This is a genomic window from Pseudomonas sp. KBS0707 (assembly GCF_005937945.2).
GTDB classification, from domain to species: domain Bacteria; phylum Pseudomonadota; class Gammaproteobacteria; order Pseudomonadales; family Pseudomonadaceae; genus Aquipseudomonas; species Aquipseudomonas amygdali.
Genome location: NZ_CP041754.1, coordinates 2,780,392 through 2,798,353 on the forward strand (window position 1 = coordinate 2,780,392; position 17,962 = coordinate 2,798,353).

15 protein-coding genes and 3 pseudogenes are annotated in these 17,962 nt (G+C 55.5%); 12 read left to right on the forward strand and 6 right to left on the reverse strand.

What is annotated here, in order from left to right; genetic code table 11:
* Positions 1 to 41: 41 nt before the first annotated feature.
* On the reverse strand, positions 42 to 1,070 hold the full coding sequence (galE, locus tag FFH21_RS13190; protein ID WP_011168605.1) for a UDP-glucose 4-epimerase GalE: 1,029 nt from the start codon (positions 1,068 to 1,070) through the stop codon (positions 42 to 44).
* Between the two features lie 414 nt (positions 1,071 to 1,484).
* Between galE and FFH21_RS13195 the strand changes: the two genes are divergently transcribed.
* The 7 genes from FFH21_RS13195 (at position 1,485) to FFH21_RS29965 (ending at position 9,367) form a co-directional block, all read left to right on the forward strand.
* Positions 1,485 to 2,669 carry a glycosyltransferase family 1 protein gene (locus tag FFH21_RS13195; RefSeq protein ID WP_011168606.1) on the forward strand — a complete coding sequence of 395 codons (1,185 nt, stop codon included), beginning with the start codon at positions 1,485 to 1,487 and terminating at the stop codon, positions 2,667 to 2,669.
* The gene (glf, locus tag FFH21_RS13200; protein WP_011168607.1) at positions 2,657 to 3,838 is read left to right on the forward strand and encodes a UDP-galactopyranose mutase; all 1,182 of its coding nucleotides are present in this window, start codon (positions 2,657 to 2,659) and stop codon (positions 3,836 to 3,838) included. The genes FFH21_RS13195 and glf overlap by 13 nt, the downstream gene beginning before the upstream one ends.
* A 2-nt stretch (positions 3,839 to 3,840) precedes the next feature.
* Entirely contained in the window at positions 3,841 to 4,998 is a 1,158-nt protein-coding gene (locus FFH21_RS13205; protein ID WP_011168608.1) for a hypothetical protein, read from the forward strand.
* A gap of 126 nt (positions 4,999 to 5,124) precedes the next feature.
* The gene (locus tag FFH21_RS13210) at positions 5,125 to 6,729 is read left to right on the forward strand and encodes a hybrid sensor histidine kinase/response regulator (RefSeq protein ID WP_004662206.1); all 1,605 of its coding nucleotides are present in this window, start codon (positions 5,125 to 5,127) and stop codon (positions 6,727 to 6,729) included.
* A 70-nt stretch (positions 6,730 to 6,799) separates the two neighbouring features.
* Entirely contained in the window at positions 6,800 to 7,903 is a 1,104-nt protein-coding gene (locus FFH21_RS13215; protein ID WP_004665003.1) for an IS5-like element ISPsy19 family transposase, read from the forward strand.
* A gap of 112 nt (positions 7,904 to 8,015) precedes the next feature.
* Positions 8,016 to 8,819, forward strand: a complete 804-nt coding sequence (locus tag FFH21_RS30575; protein WP_234704568.1) for a hypothetical protein — start codon at positions 8,016 to 8,018, stop codon at positions 8,817 to 8,819.
* 407 nt (positions 8,820 to 9,226) lie between these two features.
* Positions 9,227 to 9,367 (forward strand): hypothetical protein, encoded by a 141-nt coding sequence (locus tag FFH21_RS29965; protein ID WP_004643952.1) that lies wholly within the window; start codon positions 9,227 to 9,229, stop codon positions 9,365 to 9,367.
* Positions 9,368 to 9,751: 384 nt separating this feature from the next.
* On the opposite strand, the pseudogene FFH21_RS13225 reads toward FFH21_RS29965, so the two are convergent.
* Both FFH21_RS13225 and FFH21_RS13230 read right to left on the reverse strand, forming a co-directional pair.
* A pseudogene (locus FFH21_RS13225) lies at positions 9,752 to 10,138 on the reverse strand (ATP-binding protein); the annotation flags it as partial.
* Between the two features lie 78 nt (positions 10,139 to 10,216).
* Positions 10,217 to 10,720, reverse strand: coding sequence for a GNAT family N-acetyltransferase (locus tag FFH21_RS13230; RefSeq protein ID WP_011168611.1), 504 nt, complete (start codon positions 10,718 to 10,720; stop codon positions 10,217 to 10,219).
* Between the two features lie 138 nt (positions 10,721 to 10,858).
* On the opposite strand from FFH21_RS13230, the gene FFH21_RS13235 reads away from it, so the two are divergent.
* Positions 10,859 to 11,698, forward strand: coding sequence for a TauD/TfdA family dioxygenase (locus FFH21_RS13235; RefSeq protein ID WP_011168612.1), 840 nt, complete (start codon positions 10,859 to 10,861; stop codon positions 11,696 to 11,698).
* A gap of 92 nt (positions 11,699 to 11,790) precedes the next feature.
* The gene (locus tag FFH21_RS13240) at positions 11,791 to 12,027 is read left to right on the forward strand and encodes a hypothetical protein (protein ID WP_004661480.1); all 237 of its coding nucleotides are present in this window, start codon (positions 11,791 to 11,793) and stop codon (positions 12,025 to 12,027) included.
* Between the two features lie 66 nt (positions 12,028 to 12,093).
* Here the strand turns inward: FFH21_RS13240 and FFH21_RS13245 are convergent, their stop codons facing one another.
* Both FFH21_RS13245 and FFH21_RS13250 read right to left on the reverse strand, forming a co-directional pair.
* On the reverse strand, positions 12,094 to 12,633 hold the full coding sequence (locus FFH21_RS13245) for a Bro-N domain-containing protein (protein ID WP_004664973.1): 540 nt from the start codon (positions 12,631 to 12,633) through the stop codon (positions 12,094 to 12,096).
* A gap of 396 nt (positions 12,634 to 13,029) precedes the next feature.
* Complete coding sequence (locus FFH21_RS13250) at positions 13,030 to 13,533, reverse strand: GAF domain-containing protein (RefSeq protein ID WP_004661486.1); 504 nt, start codon at positions 13,531 to 13,533, stop codon at positions 13,030 to 13,032.
* A 232-nt stretch (positions 13,534 to 13,765) separates the two neighbouring features.
* Between FFH21_RS13250 and FFH21_RS31045 the strand changes: the two are divergent.
* Positions 13,766 to 14,803 (forward strand): annotated as a pseudogene (locus FFH21_RS31045) (methyl-accepting chemotaxis protein); the annotation flags it as partial.
* A 255-nt stretch (positions 14,804 to 15,058) separates the two neighbouring features.
* A pseudogene (locus FFH21_RS31050) lies at positions 15,059 to 15,658 on the forward strand (methyl-accepting chemotaxis protein); the annotation flags it as partial.
* A gap of 70 nt (positions 15,659 to 15,728) precedes the next feature.
* On the opposite strand, the gene FFH21_RS13260 reads toward FFH21_RS31050, so the two are convergent.
* Positions 15,729 to 16,634 (reverse strand): LysR family transcriptional regulator, encoded by a 906-nt coding sequence (locus FFH21_RS13260; protein ID WP_004667677.1) that lies wholly within the window; start codon positions 16,632 to 16,634, stop codon positions 15,729 to 15,731.
* Positions 16,635 to 16,737: 103 nt separating this feature from the next.
* Here FFH21_RS13260 and FFH21_RS13265 point away from each other — a divergent pair, with 103 nt between their 5' ends.
* On the forward strand, positions 16,738 to 17,940 hold the full coding sequence (locus FFH21_RS13265; RefSeq protein WP_011168614.1) for an aspartate aminotransferase family protein: 1,203 nt from the start codon (positions 16,738 to 16,740) through the stop codon (positions 17,938 to 17,940).
* Positions 17,941 to 17,962 lie beyond the last annotated feature (22 nt).

Genomic DNA, 17,962 nt, shown 5'->3' on the forward strand with positions numbered 1-17,962 from the left:
GCGAGGGTAATTCCCCGCCACTTTACACCTTTGGCCGCACCTCAACTGACCAGTGCTGTCGGCATATAACCCTGTGGGTTCATGCACTGCCAGCGCCATGCGTCAGTGAGCATCGAATCAAGGTTGAACCTGGCGCGCCAATCCAGCTCACGCAATGCTTTCCCCGGATCCGACCAACACACCGCAATGTCTCCGGCCCGGCGCGGCTCAAAGATCAAAGGCACGGTTTTGCCGGAGATACGTTCGAAAGCGTGCACCACCTCGAGGACTGAATAACCCTGTCCGGTTCCCAGATTCCAGACGGATACGCCTTGTTCGCTGCGTATTCTGTCCAGCGCCTTCAAGTGGCCTTCGGCCAGATCCACTACGTGAAGGTAATCACGCACACCTGTGCCGTCCGGCGTGGGGTAGTCGGTGCCAAAAATGTGCAGGGCAGGGCGTCGTCGATTGGCAACCTGCAGCAGGAAGGGCAGCAGGTTATTCGGCGTGTTGCAGGGCGACTCGCCCAGTAAGCCGGAAGAATGGGCACCAATGGGGTTGAAGTAGCGCAGCAGCCCGATGGACCAGCGTGGATCCGAGCGAGCGACGCTTTTCATCACATGCTCGGCCATCATTTTGGAATGCCCGTAAGGATTGGTCGGTAAACCCAGTGGGCAGTTCTCATCCAGCGGCATTTGTTCACAGTCGCCGTATACAGTCGCTGATGAGCTGAACAAAAGGTTGAACACGCCTGCCTGCGCCATCGCCTGACAGAGGTTTACGCTGCCACTCACGTTGGTCTCGAAATAGCGCAACGGCTCTCTGACGCTTTCGCCCACGGCCTTGAGCCCGGCGCAATGCACCACAGCGTTCACAGGGTGGCGGGCGAATAGCCGGTTCAACGTCGCTTTGCTGCGTACATCGCCGTGGATGAAGTCCACCTGTCGCCCGCTGAGTGTCTCCACCCGGCTCAACGTCTCTCGCGAACTGTTGCACAAGTTATCAAGCACCACGACATCGTGGCCATCTTCAAGCAATTCAAGCGCAACGTGAGCGCCAATGTATCCCGCACCACCGGTAACCAGAATCATGATTATCCTTCCTGGATGTTCGCCGCCTCGGTAAGAGGCGCGCTGAGGGCTCGGCGTCGTGACCTTTATCAACAGGACGACAGAGGAGCCTTGCTTGCGAAAATCAGGACCAGACCACCGCGTGGGGAAAACGTACCGCAGGTGCCAAAAAACATTCGCTCAAGACTAGGGGCGTATTTGTACCGCCGAGTTCAACGGTTCATTCCCGACGGCGCATACCCTTTATCGGAATCAGTGAACAGCGGTCCGGGCGCGTGCTCGAAACCAATGAGAATATCTATAGTTGCTCTATGCACGTGATTGTCCATGCATGCAACAGCCGCCAACGCACATCCTCATCATGAATGCCGTCGAAGTTCAGCCCTTTACAGAGCCCTTCAGTTTCATCCAGGACTTTAGCAAAAGGGAAACTTCATGAACGGTGTCCAGGACATTCAATCCGCAACGTCAGTCTTAACCAGGGTCGAGGCAGCAGTCAGACCGCTGCTGCTGTGCCTGTCCCACCTCAGGTGGGGGTTTGTGTATCAGCGCCCGCAGCACATCATGTCGCGCATGGCGCAGGATTATCAGGTGTTGTTTCTTGAGGAGCCTGCTCTTTCAGACTCGCCTCGCATCTGGCTTGAGTCACTGCCGCAAGCATGCGGTGTCACCGTACTGGTGCCGCACCTGCCTTTGCAGATGCAGCCTGACCAGGTCATAGCTGCACAGCGCACGTTGCTGGATGGCTTTATGGATGCGCAACAATTTGGCGACCTGCTGCGGTGGTATTTCACCCCGATGAGCCTGGTATTTACCGATCACCTCCGTGCGCAAGTGACGATCTTCGATTGCATGGACGAGCTGTCTGCATTCAAAGATGCGCCGCCAGAGCTTGTCGAGCAGGGGCAAGCGCTGATGAAGCGCGCAGATGTTGTCTTTACCGGCGGCTTCAGTCTCTGGGAGGCCAAGCGCCTACAGCATGCAAATGCACACTCCATGCCCAGCAGCGTCGATATCGGGCATTTTGCAGCCGCCCGCAACGTGCTTGCCGTTCCGGAGGATCAACAATGCATTCCCCACCCAAGGCTGGGCTATTTTGGCGTCATTGATGAGCGTTTCGATATTGAACTGATTCGAGAAGTGGCGGAATCACAGCCCACATGGCAAATCATTTTGATCGGCCCCGTGGTGAAAATCGATCCGGCAACCCTGCCGCACATGGACAATGTTCATTATCTGGGCAGCAAGCCTTATCGCGATTTGCCAGCCTATCTGTCTGGCTGGGATGTAGCATTGATGCCGTTTGCCCTGAACGATTCCACACGTTTTATCAGCCCGACCAAGACGCCAGAGTACCTGGCTGGCGGTTGTCCAGTGGTATCAACCCGGATTGCCGACGTTGTCAGAACTTATGGTGAATCCGGTGTCGTCGCAATTGCCGATGATACCGATGCGTTTGTGCGCGCGATTCGCGAGGCACTGGCGCATAGGGATCCTGCTGATTTTCTGCGTAAAGTTGATGCAGTGCTGGCCGGTGAGTCCTGGGACAACACGTGCGCTGCCATGAAGGCGCAAATCGGCCTGGTAACTATCGGGGAGCAAACCCAATGCCTCGGATAAATCCTCAATCAGCCGCATTTGCAGAGACGCATTATGATTTTCTGATCGTCGGTGCAGGTTTTGCGGGAAGTGTAGTGGCGGAGCGGCTGGCAGCCGGGTTGGGTAAACGCGTTTTGCTGATCGACCGACGTCCACACATTGCGGGTAACGCTTACGATCACCTGGACAGCGCCGGGGTATTGGTTCATCAATACGGGCCGCATATCTTTCACACCAATGCCGAGCGCATTGTGGAATACCTTTCGCGATTTACCGAATGGCGCTACTACGAACACCGTGTGCTTGCCAGCGTGGATGGCCAATTGCTGCCTATTCCGATCAACCTCGATACGCTCAACAGCTTGTACGGTTTGCAGATGAATGAGCAACAAGCCGAAGCCTTTCTTGCCAGCCGGGCCGAGCCGGTAGAGATGATAAGAACCTCCGAAGACGTTGTGATCAATCAGGTGGGCCGGGAGTTGTACGAGAAGTTTTTTCGTGGCTACACCCGCAAGCAATGGGGGCTGGACCCGTCGCAACTGGACAGGTCGGTCACCTCTCGAGTGCCTACCCGTACCACTTGGGACAATCGCTACTTCACGGATACCTTCCAGAAAATGCCGTTGCATGGCTATACGCACCTGTTTGAACGGATGCTCGATCACCCGCTTATCGACGTGGCACTGGGGGTCAATTTTGCCGATATACGCGGGGCCGTGCAGTATCGGCACCTGATCTACTGCGGGCCGATCGATGAATACTTCGATTATTGCTATGGCCGTCTTCCATATCGGTCGTTGCGTTTCGAGCACAGGACCGTTGATCGGGCACAGTTTCAATCCGTGGCCGTGGTGAACTATCCGGATGAGGCAGTTGCTCATACGCGTATTACGGAATACAAGCACCTCATCGGTCAACTGCATGCCCAGACCAGTATCAGCTATGAATTCCCGAGTGCCGAGGGCGACCCTTACTACCCCATTCCGCGACCGGAAAACGCGGAGTTGTACAAGCGTTACAAAGCCTTGGCCGATGAGTCGAATCAGGTGACTTTTCTTGGGCGGCTCGGTACTTACAAGTATTACAACATGGACCAGGTTGTCGGTCAGGCATTGGCGCTGTACCAGCGGCTGGCTCATGAGTTGCCGGAGCAGATTGCCGAACCGATTGAACAACCTGCGCGAGGTTGAGTATGGGCGGTCTGTTTGACAGCTTCTTCATAGGCGGATTCGAGTGTGCCAGCGATCGACGACGCGACGGCGTGCGACTCGATCTGCTTGGCTCCACTGGGCACGACCGATGGGCACCGGAAGATTTTGCCGCAATGGCGGAGCACGGAATACGTACCGTGCGTGACGGTATGCGCTGGCACCTGATTGAAACCAGCCCGAACTGTTACGACTGGAGCAGTTTTCTGCCCATGTTACGAGCCGCGCGGCGTCAGGGCACTCAGGTTATCTGGGACTTATGCCATTACGGTTATCCTGATGATCTGGATATCTGGCGGCCGGAGTTTGTCGAGCGCTTTGCGCGTTTTGCCGCTGCAGTGGCTCAGGTAGTCAAAGACGAAGGGGAGACCGCCCCTTTTTATTCGCCAATCAATGAAATTTCGTTCTGGAGCTGGGCGGGAGGTGAAGTTGCTTATTTCAACCCCGGTAGTCGGCAGCGCGGCATGGAACTCAAACAGCAACTGGTCCGGGCCAGCATTGCGGCGATAGAGGCGATACGTGCAATAGAGCCAGGCGCGCGTTTTATTCAGGCCGAACCATTGATTCATGTCTTACCGGCTACGCGCGGTAGTGCGCAAATAGCGGCAGCAGAGTGCTATAGGCAAGCGCAGTTTGAAGCCTGGGATCTTTTATCCGGGCGGCAATTGCCTGGGCTGGGCGGCCGATCCGAGTATCTGGATGTGTTGGGCGTCAACTTCTACCCCCATAACCAATGGCAATTCAAGGGGCGAAAGCTCACTCAGGACGACCCGCAATACAGGCCTTTTCAGGGCATGTTGAGCGAGCTGCATACACGGTACGCAAGACCGATATTGATTTCTGAAACCGGTGCCGAAGATGTTCAGCGTTTGCCCTGGTTCAATTACATTTGTGCCGAGGTCAGCAAGGCTGTCAGGGCAGGCTTACCGGTAGAAGGTATCTGCTGGTACCCCATTCTCGATTATCCGGGCTGGGACGACGCCCGATACTGCCCGACAGGCCTGTTGGGTTATGCAGACGGGCAGGGCAAACGGGCCTCCTTTCACCCTTTGCAGGTGGCGTTACGCGAGAGTGCGGGTGAATTTGCGGCTCTCATTCGACAAAAGGACGAAAAATCGGCTCTCGGCGTGAACGCTTTTTGAGTGTTTAGCCCCTCATATGAATATAATTCGTTTTTTGTCCAAAATCTGAGAACCCTTTCAAGGCTCCGCCAGTCCTAGCTTTGAGAACGTGTATTACACCCAACCAATATGTGTGGAGTTTCTGGAGTGTCGGAAGAAAAAGCCCGTGTCGACAATGCTGCAACGGGAGATATCCAGCATCAGGGAAAAGATATCTTTTTTGCGGCGGTGGAAACGACACGGATGCCAATGATCGTGACGGACCCCAACCGTGCGGACAACCCGATCATTTTTTCCAATCGCGCGTTTCTGGAAATGACGGGCTATTCGTCAGAAGAAATCATCGGTACAAACTGCCGGTTTCTTCAGGGGCCGGAAACTGACCGGGCCGTGGTGCAGTCCATTCGTGAAGCGATTGACGAGCGCGTCGATATCTCCACTGAAATTCTCAATTACCGCAAGGACGGTTCTACGTTCTGGAATGCCTTGTTTATTTCTCCGGTTTATAACGATGCCGGAGACCTGATCTATTTCTTTGCGTCGCAACTGGATATCAGTCGACGTCGGGATGCTGAGGATGCCTTGCGTCAGGCGCAGAAAATGGAAGCCCTGGGGCAGCTTACCGGAGGCATCGCCCATGACTTCAATAACCTGCTTCAAGTCATGGGGGGCTATATTGATTTGATCGGTAGCGCTGCAGAGAAGCCCACTATTGATGTGCAGCGTGTCCAGCGTAGCGTTCATCACGCCAAGTCTGCTGTCGAACGCGCGAGTACGCTTACCAAGCAATTACTGGCATTTGCCCGTAAACAAAAACTGCAGGGACGGGTGCTCAACCTCAATGGCCTGGTTTCCAGCACAGAGCCCTTGATCGAGCGTACGTTCGGGCCGCACGTGACGATCGAAACCGATCTGGATCCGGCATTGAAGAACTGCCGTATCGACCCGACCCAGGCAGAAGTTGCCTTGCTGAATATCTTCATCAACGCCAGGGATGCGTTGGTCGGCAGGCCTGACCCGAAAATATCCATTGAAACCCGCAATCTGGTCGTCGATGAGTTGGCCAACATGTCCTATGACGGCTTGCTGCCTGGCCGCTACGTCAGTATTGCCATAACGGACAATGGCATTGGCATGCCATCTAGTATTCGTGACCGTGTAATGGACCCGTTTTTTACCACCAAGGAAGAGGGCAAGGGTTCAGGGCTCGGTCTTTCGATGGTCTATGGCTTTGCCAAACAGTCGGGCGGCGCGGCGCGGATCTATACCGAAGAAGGTGTTGGCACAACGCTGCGTCTGTATTTTCCGGTAGACGAGGCAATGCTGACCCATGCGGAGCCACCGAAAGCTGTCGACAGACGCATTGGCAGCTGCGAGCGGATTCTGATTGTCGAGGACCGGCCCGACGTCGCCGAGCTGGCGAAGATGGTGCTGGATGACTATGGCTATATCTGCGAAATCGTACTCAACGCTCGTGAAGCACTGAAGAAATTCGAATCCGGCAGCAGGTACGATTTGCTGTTCACTGACCTGATCATGCCGGGCGGCATGAACGGCGTGATGCTCGCGCGGGAAGTGAGGCGCAGGTACCCGAAGATCAAGGTGCTGCTGACCACCGGCTATGCTGAAAGCTCGATCGAACGAACTGATATCGGTGGTTCCGAGTTTGATGTGGTATCCAAGCCCTGCATGCCTCAAGACCTTGCCCGGAAGGTCAGGCAGGTGCTGGACGGACCTAACGGTATCGCTTGATTGTTCCGCTAAGAAGGTGTAGACAAAATAAATTAAACTTTCACTCCCTTGTCTGAATAGCCCTCAAGCCATGCCTAAAACCGGACGTCCTCGCTCGATTGCCGCCGAGCACTATCCCGTGCTGGTGAAACTCGCTCATGCACAGCCCTATTCCAGCCAGGCCGAATTGGCGCTCGTATTCTTCGCCGAAACCGGTATCACTGCGCATCCCGACACCTTTGCAAAAGCGTTGAAAATGGCAGGGATTACGCGTGTAAAGCAGCGGGCCAAGGGAAGTTTTCAGTCACCTGAACCTAATAAAGCCTATGGCTACAATGAAACCCACCGCCGCCAACTGCCGGAGCAGCTATATCCGAGTTGCTTGACAGATACCGAGTGGGCACTGGTCGCCGACCTGTTTGAAAGCCAGGGCGGACGAGGAGTGCCACCGCTTCACTCTCGGCGCACGTTGCTGGAAGCCTGTTGCTATGTCGTACGCACGGGGTGCTCATGGCGAATGCTACCCCGCGATTTTCCTCATTGGGACAATGTCTACAAAACGTTCCGCCGGTGGAGCGCTCAAGGCAAGTTCGAGCAAATGCATGATCGCTTGCGAGCTCAATGGCGTGAGCGGGAAGAACGCGCTGACAGCCCGTCAGCAGCGATCCTGGATTCACAGTCGACCCGCAGTTCTCCTCAAGGCGGTGACAGCGGCTACGACGCAGGCAAAAAAGTGAAGGGGCGTAAACGAAGTCTGATTGTCGATACATTGGGCCTGCTGCTGGCTGTCAGTATCAGTGCTGCAAGCGTGCAGGATCGTGACGCGGCGGATGATGCGGTGGCGTACTCGAAGGAAAAATATCCGTCACTGAGCACGCTTTTTGTTGATAGTGCGTACGCAGGAAAATGGGCACAGCGCACCCATCAACTGCACGCTATCGATGTTCAAGTGATCCGTGGCCCGAATAACAGAAGAACAGGGCAATGGCACTCTGAACAAGGCGATCTATTTTCCGTGGAGCCTGTTCAGACTGGATTTGTGGTCATGCCCAAGCGATGGGTAGTGGAGCGAACTCATGCCTGGAATGAGAGAGCTCGGCGACTGATCATGCATCATGATTGCCTTTTTGCGGTAAGCGAGGCATGGGTTTGGTTGGCCGAGGCTCGAATACTCGCGCGCCGACTCACTACATGATTTTGTCTACACCCTCTTAGAAGACAGTGATGATCAAGCTTCTCTGGCAGAAGCTCGCTTACTGGGCCCTACCGGTTTACTACAATCGCTATATAGTATCGGGTTTATTGGCTTGCACGATCAAAATCTCTCCTCATACACATTTTGTCATGATGGTAGAACTCCGGATAAAGGGTTCGAGAGCGCCGACAGAATCCTTGTACATCCGTGTTACTGGCTAGGTTTGAATCTCAGCCGTAACGCATTAGCCCCAGATGAAGCAGAGGAGATAAATGATGAGTATGATATTAAGGTGGACTCTCTAAATCCCAAAATCAGAAATACCAAAATAGGTCAGATTGTTGCGCAACTCGACAAAATCCCGTTAGGCCGAGAGGGTGAGCGAGATTTTGAGCTCTGGAGTCTCGAAGCGCTAAAAGTCATCTTCGCCGCTCAGCTTGTTGGACTCCAGTTACATCCAGATGGTGCTGCTGTTCAGCGTAGAGACATAACTGGGACAAATCGTGGTAAATCGGATTTTTGGAGTAGGGTTTTACTCGATTACAAAAGTAGGAATATCGTGTTTGATGCAAAAAACTTTCAAGAGCTTGGCCCAGATGAATATCGTCAATTACAGTCTTATCTGACAGGCTCGTACGGAAAGTTGGGGTTTATTATCAATAGGGATGAGAGCGAGAATCTTACTTCTGGAAAAGATTTAGATTGGACAAGGGAAATGCATGGCTCTCATCAATGCTTGATTGTTAAGCTACCCGCCAAATTCATTAGCAGGTTTCTTCAAAAACTTAGGAGTCCTGAAAAGCACGATGTAGTTGACCGGCAAATGTGGAAACTACTTACAACTTACGAAACCAATTACCTCGGCCTGAAAAGTACTAGAGCAAGAAAAAAATCAGCTAGCGCCAAACGACCCTAGTATCGTTTAATGTGAGCTACGTAACAATAATCGTGGTCCGAAGCTAATTCATTATTAATCGGCATTATCGAAGGGACTGCGGCTGGCCTGTTTTTGAAATTTAAAAACGGATCGACTTGACAAAAAACCGATCCGTCACTCTTCCTCATCTCACCGCCAGAAGCGCGTTTTAGCGGGTCCGCTTCTGGCAGATAGCCGCCGGTCGCGAAAAGCAGCAATCTGCCAGGAGCCGAGTTTCTGCGGCCCCGCTCACCACCGCAGCCCCTGCCGCACGGCAACGGTTACGGGATAAAAGCTTGACTGGCCAGCATGCGCCGAAAACCGCGGTTGATCTGCTGGCGGTTATCTGGGATGTGGATTGAGTTCTATGAGGCGTCGCAGAAGCGCCGGTTCAAAGGATTGCCCGCATGATCGACATCCTGTTGCCGTCATTGGGATGCCACAGCCAGGGCAAAAAAGATCAGCAGGTTGCCGCACCGCATCGCCCCCGGCAATGGTCTGGCAGTGGCTGTAACGAAGGCGAAAAACTTTGCTCACAGGTTCGCTGAGCAAGGCTCCTGACGAAGAGCACAGCATCCCACCATCGTCGGCATCGACAAGATTCGAATTGCAGTAAGGGCAATGCATTGGCACGCGATCTCCAGTCTGACCTGAGTGCATCCTATGCCGTATGGCGGCAGAGGCATCCCAAGCGATGATTCCCAACAGAGAGCCAGCTCTCAGCCAGATGCGGTCAGTCGGGCTCAAGGCTAGCTTTCATTAATGGTCTCAGCATGAGTTTGCCAGATGAGCATCGATGAGACGACTAAATTGACCAGTACCACCCGCAGTGAAGAAAACGCAAAACTACTGCTCCGGGTCGGATGGCCTGTTTGCATTCGACTTGACCAATTGCATTCGTATTGACCACCAGAAACACACGCTGAATGCTCTTACGCCCGCTTGCGACTTTTGACTCTTTGTATCGATTCGCCCTTTAGTTCGATGACATGGTACTTGTGAACGATACGGTCAAGAATTGCATCGGCAATCGTGGGGTCGGAGAACAGGTCATACCATTTTTCTTTCGGTTACTGGCTTGTGATCAGCAGTGACTCGTTCTGTGACTGCTGGTCGATAACGTCCAAGAGTAACGGACCGAGTTGGGCATCAATGCCGCCGATGCCCAAGTCGTCGATGATCAATAGTTCTGCGCGTATCAATTGTCGACGTAGTTTGGGCACGGTGTGGTCAGCGCAAGATAATAAGATTTCTTCAAAAAGCTTCGTGGCAGGGCGATACAGCGTCACTCGCCCAACGCGATAGGCCTGGTTTCCAGGTACGCAAGCGAGTCATGTGGAGAAATTGATTCTTGGCTGATCCTTGCATGCTTTCAGCAGTAGCTTCAGGGGCACCGCTCACCTCAGCCGCGCCATGCTCAAGGCATCGACGAATACGCCATCGCGCACGGCGTAGTTGCGCAGGCGTCCTTCCTGTTCGAAACCGTACTTGCGATAAAGGCCTTGTGCTGCCTCATTGTCGGCAAACACGGTCAGTTCTACCCGGTGCATGTTCATCCAGTTGTCTGCGATGTCCAGCGCTGCCGCCAGCAGTTTCGAGCCGATGCCTTTGCCGTGCCAGGCCGACGCGACGCCCATGCCGATAGCGCCGACATGGCTTTGTCGGCTGCGCGAATATTGTTCCAGGCCGAGGCTGCCGATGACTTCGCCGCCACTCAGCGCGACCAGTTTCACATGTCGCTCTGTGCTGGCTGCCAGGCGTTTGCGCCATACTTCGATGGACTGAAACGGCATTTGTAACACCTGACGACAGACCGCAGGCTCGTTGTAGAGCGCAGTAACGCCTTCAATGTGGATTTCGGCCATGCGCTGAATGAGGATTTGCGGGGCAGGGGCGTGCACGTTAATTCATTCCTTGAACGGTCAGTGGATGGCCAGTGTAAGGCGCAGACAAGGTGTGCGGCCAGTCGGCTCAATAAGAGGTTGCGCAGATTTTTTCATAAGTGTACCGTTGTGTTCACTTATGAAGAGGGTCGCATCATGTTAGCCACTTCGCTTGTTCAGCTGTCTCAGGAGCCCATCAAGCCAGGTATTGGCACGCGTATTTTCAACAGCAAGCAGGAGCTGCTGTCGGGTCAATTCGCCGGGGGAATCCGGGAACTGCTGGAGCAGCGAGGTGTGCTGGTGTTTCCGCAGATTGATTTTTCCGATGCAGAGCAGATCGCTTTCACCCGTACGCTGGGCACTTTCTGTCCGGAAGCCAGTGATGGCCAGAACATCACCAAGATCAGCCTTGATGTCAAAGAGAACCCGGCAGGCGCTGAGTTTCTCAAGGGCTCGCTCTACTGGCATATCGACGGTACGAGCAGCGATGTGCCCATTCTGGCGTCGTTGCTGTCTTGCAAGGTGCCCGCCAGTTTGGGAGGCAATACCGGTTTCTGTAATACCTATGCGGCTTACGAGGCGTTATCGAGCGCCGATAAACAACGTTACGAACGCTTACGAGTAATTCACGCGCCATGGGCATCGTTACTCTATTACAATCCCGAGCCTGGCCTTGCGATGCTCAAGGCCATGCAGGCTATCGGCGAGAAGGAGTTGCCGCTGGTCTGGAGGCACCGGTCCGGTCGCAAGTCGCTGATTCTGGGATGCACTGCGCAGCAGGTCGTTGGCGTCAGCCTGGCGCAAAGCGCGCAGATTCTGGTCGGCCTTCGCGAATGGGCCACAGCCGAGGCGTTCAGTTACAGCCATGCGTGGCAGACGGGTGATTTGGTGATATGGGACAACACCGGCACCATGCACCGTGCGGAAGCTTACGACCCCGCGTGCGGGCGAATGATGCACCGCACCAAGTTGCAGGGCGAAGAGCCTTTCGAGTGATCTGCCGGGCGCGACACACGGGTGACGCCGTGGCTGTTATATCGAGTTGCTCATTGTGAGCTGAATCGTTTTGCCGGATTGGAGAAACGAGAATGTGCAGACCTAAAGAGCCCATTGCGGGCGTATTTCTACTGTTGGTTCTGGCGGCCGGAGGCTGGGTGGCTCAGGAGCCATTTCCTCATTTCGGGATTGATCTGCCTGCCGAGGCGTTATTGGACGGCGAGCGCCCGGTCAAACCTGTGTCGCCTCGACACCGAACGCAATTTGATGAAAGCCAGTTCAGTAGCGCCATGCTTGAACTCGTGCCCATGTACGCGACCGTAGAGTAAACCGTAGGCTGTGTACGAAAAGTCGGCCAGCGTGGCCACTTTTTGTACAGAGCCTGTTTGAAGCGCTCAGGCAGCCCGTTTGCCCAGCAACTTCAGGCGTTTCAGCCAGCCATATTTCTTGCCGGTCGTCTGGACCTGAGCGATTTCCGGCATGTCGCGCAACTTCACCCAGATATCCCCGCGCCATTGCAGCGTACTCAGGGTTGTGCCCTGCCACTGCATTTGGCAGTGAGTGGGGCCGTCGTTGTTGATATCAACGGGGCGGGCGCTCAGTGCGGGCAGCACGTCTTGCGTTAGCCAGCGTCGCAGGGCGCGGTTTTCCGGGATGTAATGGTGAATCAACAGGGCGAATACCGCAGACTCGCTGATCAGCAGGCATTTTTGCCATTCGCCGTGGGTCAACAACCATGCGGTGCGGCGCTGATCGGCGTCGAGCTTGCGGGTGTTGCGCTCGTCCAGACGCTTGCCCATCAGGCGGGCGATATCTTCCAGCGGGAACCAGGCTTCTGCGTGCATGACAACAGCACGCAACATGCGACGGTGGCGCAGGAAGAGGGTGGGTTCGTGGTTTTCGGTGCAGGGAAGAAGGGGGAATGGGAGATCCATCGCGGCAAAGCTCCTGTCATGAAAATGAGCCGCCTGCACATCACTGGACGAAATGGGTGGCGGCTGTGCGAAGGTTAGCGAACCGGCACCTCACAACGCCGGCAGACCCTGGAGTCTCCGACGCACAGCCGCCATAACAGTTGCTTCAAATGCACTGAGGCTGGAAGCATACATAAGCTAGCTGTGAGGTATTCGGATCGCTAAATCCGGCCGCTGATTTTGCAGCGACGGCGCACCTTAAATCCTCGATACAGCCCGCGCAAGCAACTGAAGTCTTCTCGGAAACTTCACACAGGGCGAAGGGGTTTTTCAGTCGAGCGACTTCATCCTTTCCTGCAAAATCAACGCTTCGTCCGCATGAAACGTGTTTTTCACCCGCATCAAGCGGCAGCTACATCAGTCTGTTTCGCTGATGTTGGCGAAGAAAATACAGCCGATCAATCTGGCAAACAGAGTCAGTGTTTCCGCCAGATCGGGGTCGTCAAACAACGTCACGTCCGAGTCGAGCGCACATAGCGCGCCGTACAACTGTCCGTTCGGAAGATGGATCGGCACGCCTGCATAACTCTCGATGGCGTAGCGCTTTACCACCGGCCGGTTCGCGTAGCGGCCGTTTTTGCTGATCTGCGGTATGAACAACGCTTCGGGGTTGACGCAAAACTCACTGCACAGCGTGGTCTCCAGTTTGAACACGTCCCCATCGTCAATGCCCAGGTCAGTCGGGTCGTATACAGAACAGGCGATCCAGTCCGCGTCGGTGAACTTTGCGATACCTGCAAAGCGCATGCCTGTCAGTCGGGTGACCAGCCTTAAAATGTTGGTCGTTGCCTCTATTTCGGCAATCGCAGAACGTTCCTCTGTGGTCAGGCCGTCTCGAGAAGCTGTCAACTCCAGACTCATGCAATTCTCCGAAATACTCGATGTGTAGGTACAGCGGCCCATGCTAACCGACTGGCGTGAAAGGCCATACGGGTTATTCGACGAGTCGATGTTTATTTTCGAGCATGAATTTTGACGTCAACTTTTAAAGTTTGAAGCTGCCCCGCCGACAACTGTGGGTTGTATCAATGGCAAGGACAAGCCGCTTATAACCCCCACAATGACCAGACAAGAGCAATTTACGGTGAACACTATGCTGAACAATATTTCTGTAAGGTCCAAGCTTGTGCTCGGGTTTGCCTTGGTCATTGTGCTGACCGTGCTGATTGCACTCACAGGCTGGACGGGGATCAGTTCGCTGAGCGAACGAAGCGAGAGGATTGCCGATATCGGCAAGCTGAGCACGCTGACCCGTGATGTCCGTATAGCCCGCCTGGCTTATGCGCTCAACTACGATGCCGAGCGCGCCAGCAACTGGCTGAAAGCTATCGATAGTCTCGAAAATCATGTGAAGTATGCGCAGAAGGTTTTCGACTCTCCGCTGAACACCCCGCTGGTAAATGCTTCTGCTGAAGCGATGAAGGATTATCGTGTCCACTACGATAATCTGATGCAGGCCACTGCCGCCCGCGAGGCGACCCGGTCAGTGTTTGGCCAGTACGCTGACGCAGCCGCTGACGATTTGCAGAAACTGAACGCCATTGCCCGATCAGATGACGGCAGCGCCTCGCAGCGTGACGACATTATTCAGGCGATGACGTTGTTTCAGAAAATGCGCTTCGACTTGCGTGGTTACACCTATTCCCTGAAAACCGAGAACCGGGCACCGGCTGAAACGTCGATGGACACGGTTATTAATTTTGTTAAAAATCTGAAAGGCTTCGATAGCCAGTCAGCGACGATCAAGCACCTTGTGGACGCTCTGCTCGGCTATCAGAACACGTTGAATCAGTTCACTGCGGCGCAGGACAAGATCGATCAGGCACAGGCAGGGATCAATAAAACTATCGCCATTCTGTTTGATTCTGCCGACAAGCTGTCAGCCAATCAGGTCAGTCTGAGAATAGAAGACGTGGGCGAGGCCAAGACCCTTCTGTCTGTCTGGCTGATTGCAGCGTTGATCATGAGCGCTTTGGCGGCCTGGGTTATCACTCGTCTTATCGTCGGCCCGTTGCTTGACACACTGAAGCTGGCCGAGCGTGTAGCGGATGGCGATTTGACGTACAACCAGCCGGTCACGCGCAAGGATGAACTGGGCTTGTTGCAAGGCAGCATGCTGCGCATGACCAGCAACCTGCGCGAGCTGATTGGCGGCCTGCGCGATGGTGTGACACAAATCGCCAGCGCAGCCGAACAGTTGTCGGCTGTCACTGAGCAGACCAGTGCCGGGGTGAACAGTCAGAAGAGCGAAACGGATCAGGTTGCCACTGCAATGCACGAAATGTCTGCGACTGTTCAGGAGGTCGCACGCAACGCAGAGCAGGCTTCCCATGCGGCGGTTAATGCTTCGAAGGAAGCCCGCGATGGCGAAGGTGTGGTATCCAAGGCGGTTGCCCAGATCGAGAAGCTCGCAACTGAAGTCAAACACTCCAAATCTGCAATGGACGAGCTCAAGAGCGAAAGCAACAAGATTGGCGGCGTGCTGGACGTGATCAAGGCCGTTGCCGAGCAGACCAATCTGTTGGCGCTCAATGCTGCCATTGAAGCGGCGCGTGCAGGCGAAGCCGGACGAGGCTTCGCGGTGGTGGCTGACGAAGTAAGAAGCCTGGCCCAGCGCACGCAGACATCGACGGAAGAAATTGCTGCGTTGATCAGTGGCCTGCACAGCCGTACATCGCAAGTGGCTACGATTCTCGACAATAGCCAGGCTCTGACTGAAAACAGTGTCGAGCTGACACGCAATGCAGGCGTTTCCATCAACAACATGACCCAGGCGATCTCGACCATCGAGACGATGAACCACCAGATTGCCGCTGCTGCCGAAGAGCAGAGTGCGGTTGCCGAAGAGATCAACCGCAGCGTTCTGAACGTGCGCGACATTTCCGAGCAAACGGCGTCCGCCAGTGAAGAGACCGCGGCGTCCAGCGTCGAGCTGGCGCGCCTGGGTGTGCATCTGCAGAGCATGGTCAGCCGATTCAAGGTCTGACCGGCAAACTCCGGTGCGGGCAGCAACGCGCGCACCGGCGTTGGTTCGATGACATTTGGGCGGTAAGTGCTTACCGCCCCCAGAGCCCCATCGCGTACTCCACAAAACTTCTCACTTTAGGCAGCCGATAACGATCCTGCACATACAGCAGGTTCATCGGTCGTCTGGGCAAGTGATAGCCCGGCAGCAGCGCAACCAGCCGGCCTTCCTGCAAGTCTCGCTGAACCAGCGCATCCGGTAGCATCACTACACCCATTCCAGCACACGCAGCCTGATAAAGACCGGCAGAGGTGTTGGCAACCATCGAGCCGTCGACATCCACCAGCACTTCACCTTCGGGGCCGGTCATACGCCATTGGGTGCCAGCCGTGCGCCACTCGTCTCCTGCCGGGTAGGAGAACGCCAGGCAATTGTGCGCACCAAGGTCCTCGGGGTGCGCAGGCGTTCCATGACGAGCCAGATAACTCGGCGCAGCGCAGATGGTCAGGGTGTAGTCCTGCATGAGGCGCGCAATCAGTGGCGAGGATTGCGGGATGTTCCCCAAGCGTATGGCGATATCGAACCCATTGTCGATCATGTCCAGACGCTGGTTGGTCAGCACCAGATCAAGTTTGACCTCGGGAAAACGTAGCGAGAACCCGGCAAGGGCCGGGGCCAGCACTTCCGAACCGAACGTCAGCGGCGCGGTGATGCGCAACGTGCCGCTGGGATCGCCCTGGGCCTGCTCGGCCAGTTGCTCGGACTCGGCCACCAGCCCCAGCACTTCAAGGCAACGCTCGTAATACGCAGTGCCGAATTCCGTCAAGCGCTGACGGCGAGTGGTGCGCTGCAACAGGCTGACGCCCAGGCGCTGTTCCAGTGCGCGCAGGTGGTTGCCAACCATCGTGGTAGAAATCGAACACGCCTGCGCTGCCGCCGTCAGGCTGCCTGCTTCGACCACCTTTACGTACACACGCATCGCCTGAAACAAATCCATTATCAAGCCCTGCTTTAAAATGATTGAAGTATTTGGCTGTTTATCCATAAGGAGTGGCTAACGATACTGCAAAAACCGAAACATACCCAAGGAGCTTCACGTCATGACCACTGCCTGCCTGATGAGCACTTACCAGCCTCTGGCCCTGAGCTTCACCCGAGGCCTGGGCACGCATCTGTGGGACCAGAGCGGGCGCCAATACCTGGATGCTGTGGCGGGCGTGGCGGTGACCAATGTCGGCCATTCGCATCCGCTGCTGGTAGAGGCCATTCGGGATCAGGCGGGTTTGCTGTTGCACACTTCCAATCTTTACAGCATTGACTGGCAGCAGCGTCTGGCGCAGAAACTGACCTGTTTGTCGGGGCTGGATCGGGTGTTTTTCAATAACTCCGGTGCCGAGGCCAACGAGACTGCGCTGAAGCTGGCGCGCCTGCACGGCTGGCACAAGTACATCGAACGGCCTTTGGTGGTGGTCATGGAAAACGCCTTTCACGGCCGCACGCTGGGCACACTGTCGGCCAGTGACGGACCGGCTGTGCGCCTGGGCTTCAGCACCTTGCCGGGGGATTACCTCAAAGTACCCTTTGGCGATCTGGCGGCGTTCGACAAGGTCTGCGTGACTCACGGGCACCGCATTGCCGCAGTACTGGTGGAGCCGATTCAAGGCGAAGGCGGCGCGCAGGTCGCGCCAACCGGGTATCTCAAGGCGCTGAGGGAGCGCTGCACGCGGCGTGACTGGCTGTTGATGCTCGACGAAATCCAGACCGGCATGGGGTGGACCGGCAAGTGGTTTGCCTTTCAGCACGAGGGCATCGTGCCGGACGTCATGACCCTGGCCAAGGGTTTGGGCAACGGTGTGCCGATAGGTGCCTGTCTGGCACGGGGCAGGGCGGCGCAATTGTTCACCCCCGGCAGCCACGGCAGCACCTTCGGTGGTAATCCGCTGGCCTGTCGGGTCGGCTGCACGGTGATCGACATCATCGAACAGCAGGCCTTGGTGGAGAACGCTGCCCTGCAAGGCAGCCGCTTGCTGGAGCGGCTGCGCAACGTGCTTGGCGCTCACCCGCAGGTGCTGGAGATTCGTGGGCTGGGGCTGATGATCGGTATCGAATTGCGGCAGGCCATACCCGAGTTGACCCGGATCGCGGCCGAGGACTACGGCCTGTTGATCAACGTCACGCGCGGTAAGGTCATCCGTCTTCTGCCGCCATTGGTGCTGAACGCTGCCGAGGTGGAACAGATCGTTCAAGGCCTGCTGGCGAGCCTCGACAGCGCCCTTTACAAATCGCTTGAGCGCTCTGCCTGAAGCAAGGGATTAAGGAAAAGGA

Excerpts from the sequence above, each read along its gene's own strand:
- galE (WP_011168605.1), bottom strand. The coding sequence starts at position 1,070 with ATGATTCTGGTTACCGGTGGTGCGGGATACATTGGCGCTCACGTTGCG.
- FFH21_RS13195 (WP_011168606.1), top strand. The coding sequence starts at position 1,485 with ATGAACGGTGTCCAGGACATTCAATCCGCAACGTCAGTCTTAACCAGG.
- glf (WP_011168607.1), top strand. The coding sequence starts at position 2,657 with ATGCCTCGGATAAATCCTCAATCAGCCGCATTTGCAGAGACGCATTAT.
- FFH21_RS13205 (WP_011168608.1), top strand. The coding sequence starts at position 3,841 with ATGGGCGGTCTGTTTGACAGCTTCTTCATAGGCGGATTCGAGTGTGCC.
- FFH21_RS13215 (WP_004665003.1), top strand. The coding sequence starts at position 6,800 with ATGCCTAAAACCGGACGTCCTCGCTCGATTGCCGCCGAGCACTATCCC.
- FFH21_RS29965 (WP_004643952.1), top strand. The coding sequence starts at position 9,227 with ATGATCGACATCCTGTTGCCGTCATTGGGATGCCACAGCCAGGGCAAA.
- FFH21_RS13235 (WP_011168612.1), top strand. The coding sequence starts at position 10,859 with ATGTTAGCCACTTCGCTTGTTCAGCTGTCTCAGGAGCCCATCAAGCCA.
- FFH21_RS13240 (WP_004661480.1), top strand. The coding sequence starts at position 11,791 with ATGTGCAGACCTAAAGAGCCCATTGCGGGCGTATTTCTACTGTTGGTT.
- FFH21_RS13245 (WP_004664973.1), bottom strand. The coding sequence starts at position 12,633 with ATGGATCTCCCATTCCCCCTTCTTCCCTGCACCGAAAACCACGAACCC.
- FFH21_RS13250 (WP_004661486.1), bottom strand. The coding sequence starts at position 13,533 with ATGAGTCTGGAGTTGACAGCTTCTCGAGACGGCCTGACCACAGAGGAA.
- FFH21_RS13260 (WP_004667677.1), bottom strand. The coding sequence starts at position 16,634 with ATGGATTTGTTTCAGGCGATGCGTGTGTACGTAAAGGTGGTCGAAGCA.
- FFH21_RS13265 (WP_011168614.1), top strand. The coding sequence starts at position 16,738 with ATGACCACTGCCTGCCTGATGAGCACTTACCAGCCTCTGGCCCTGAGC.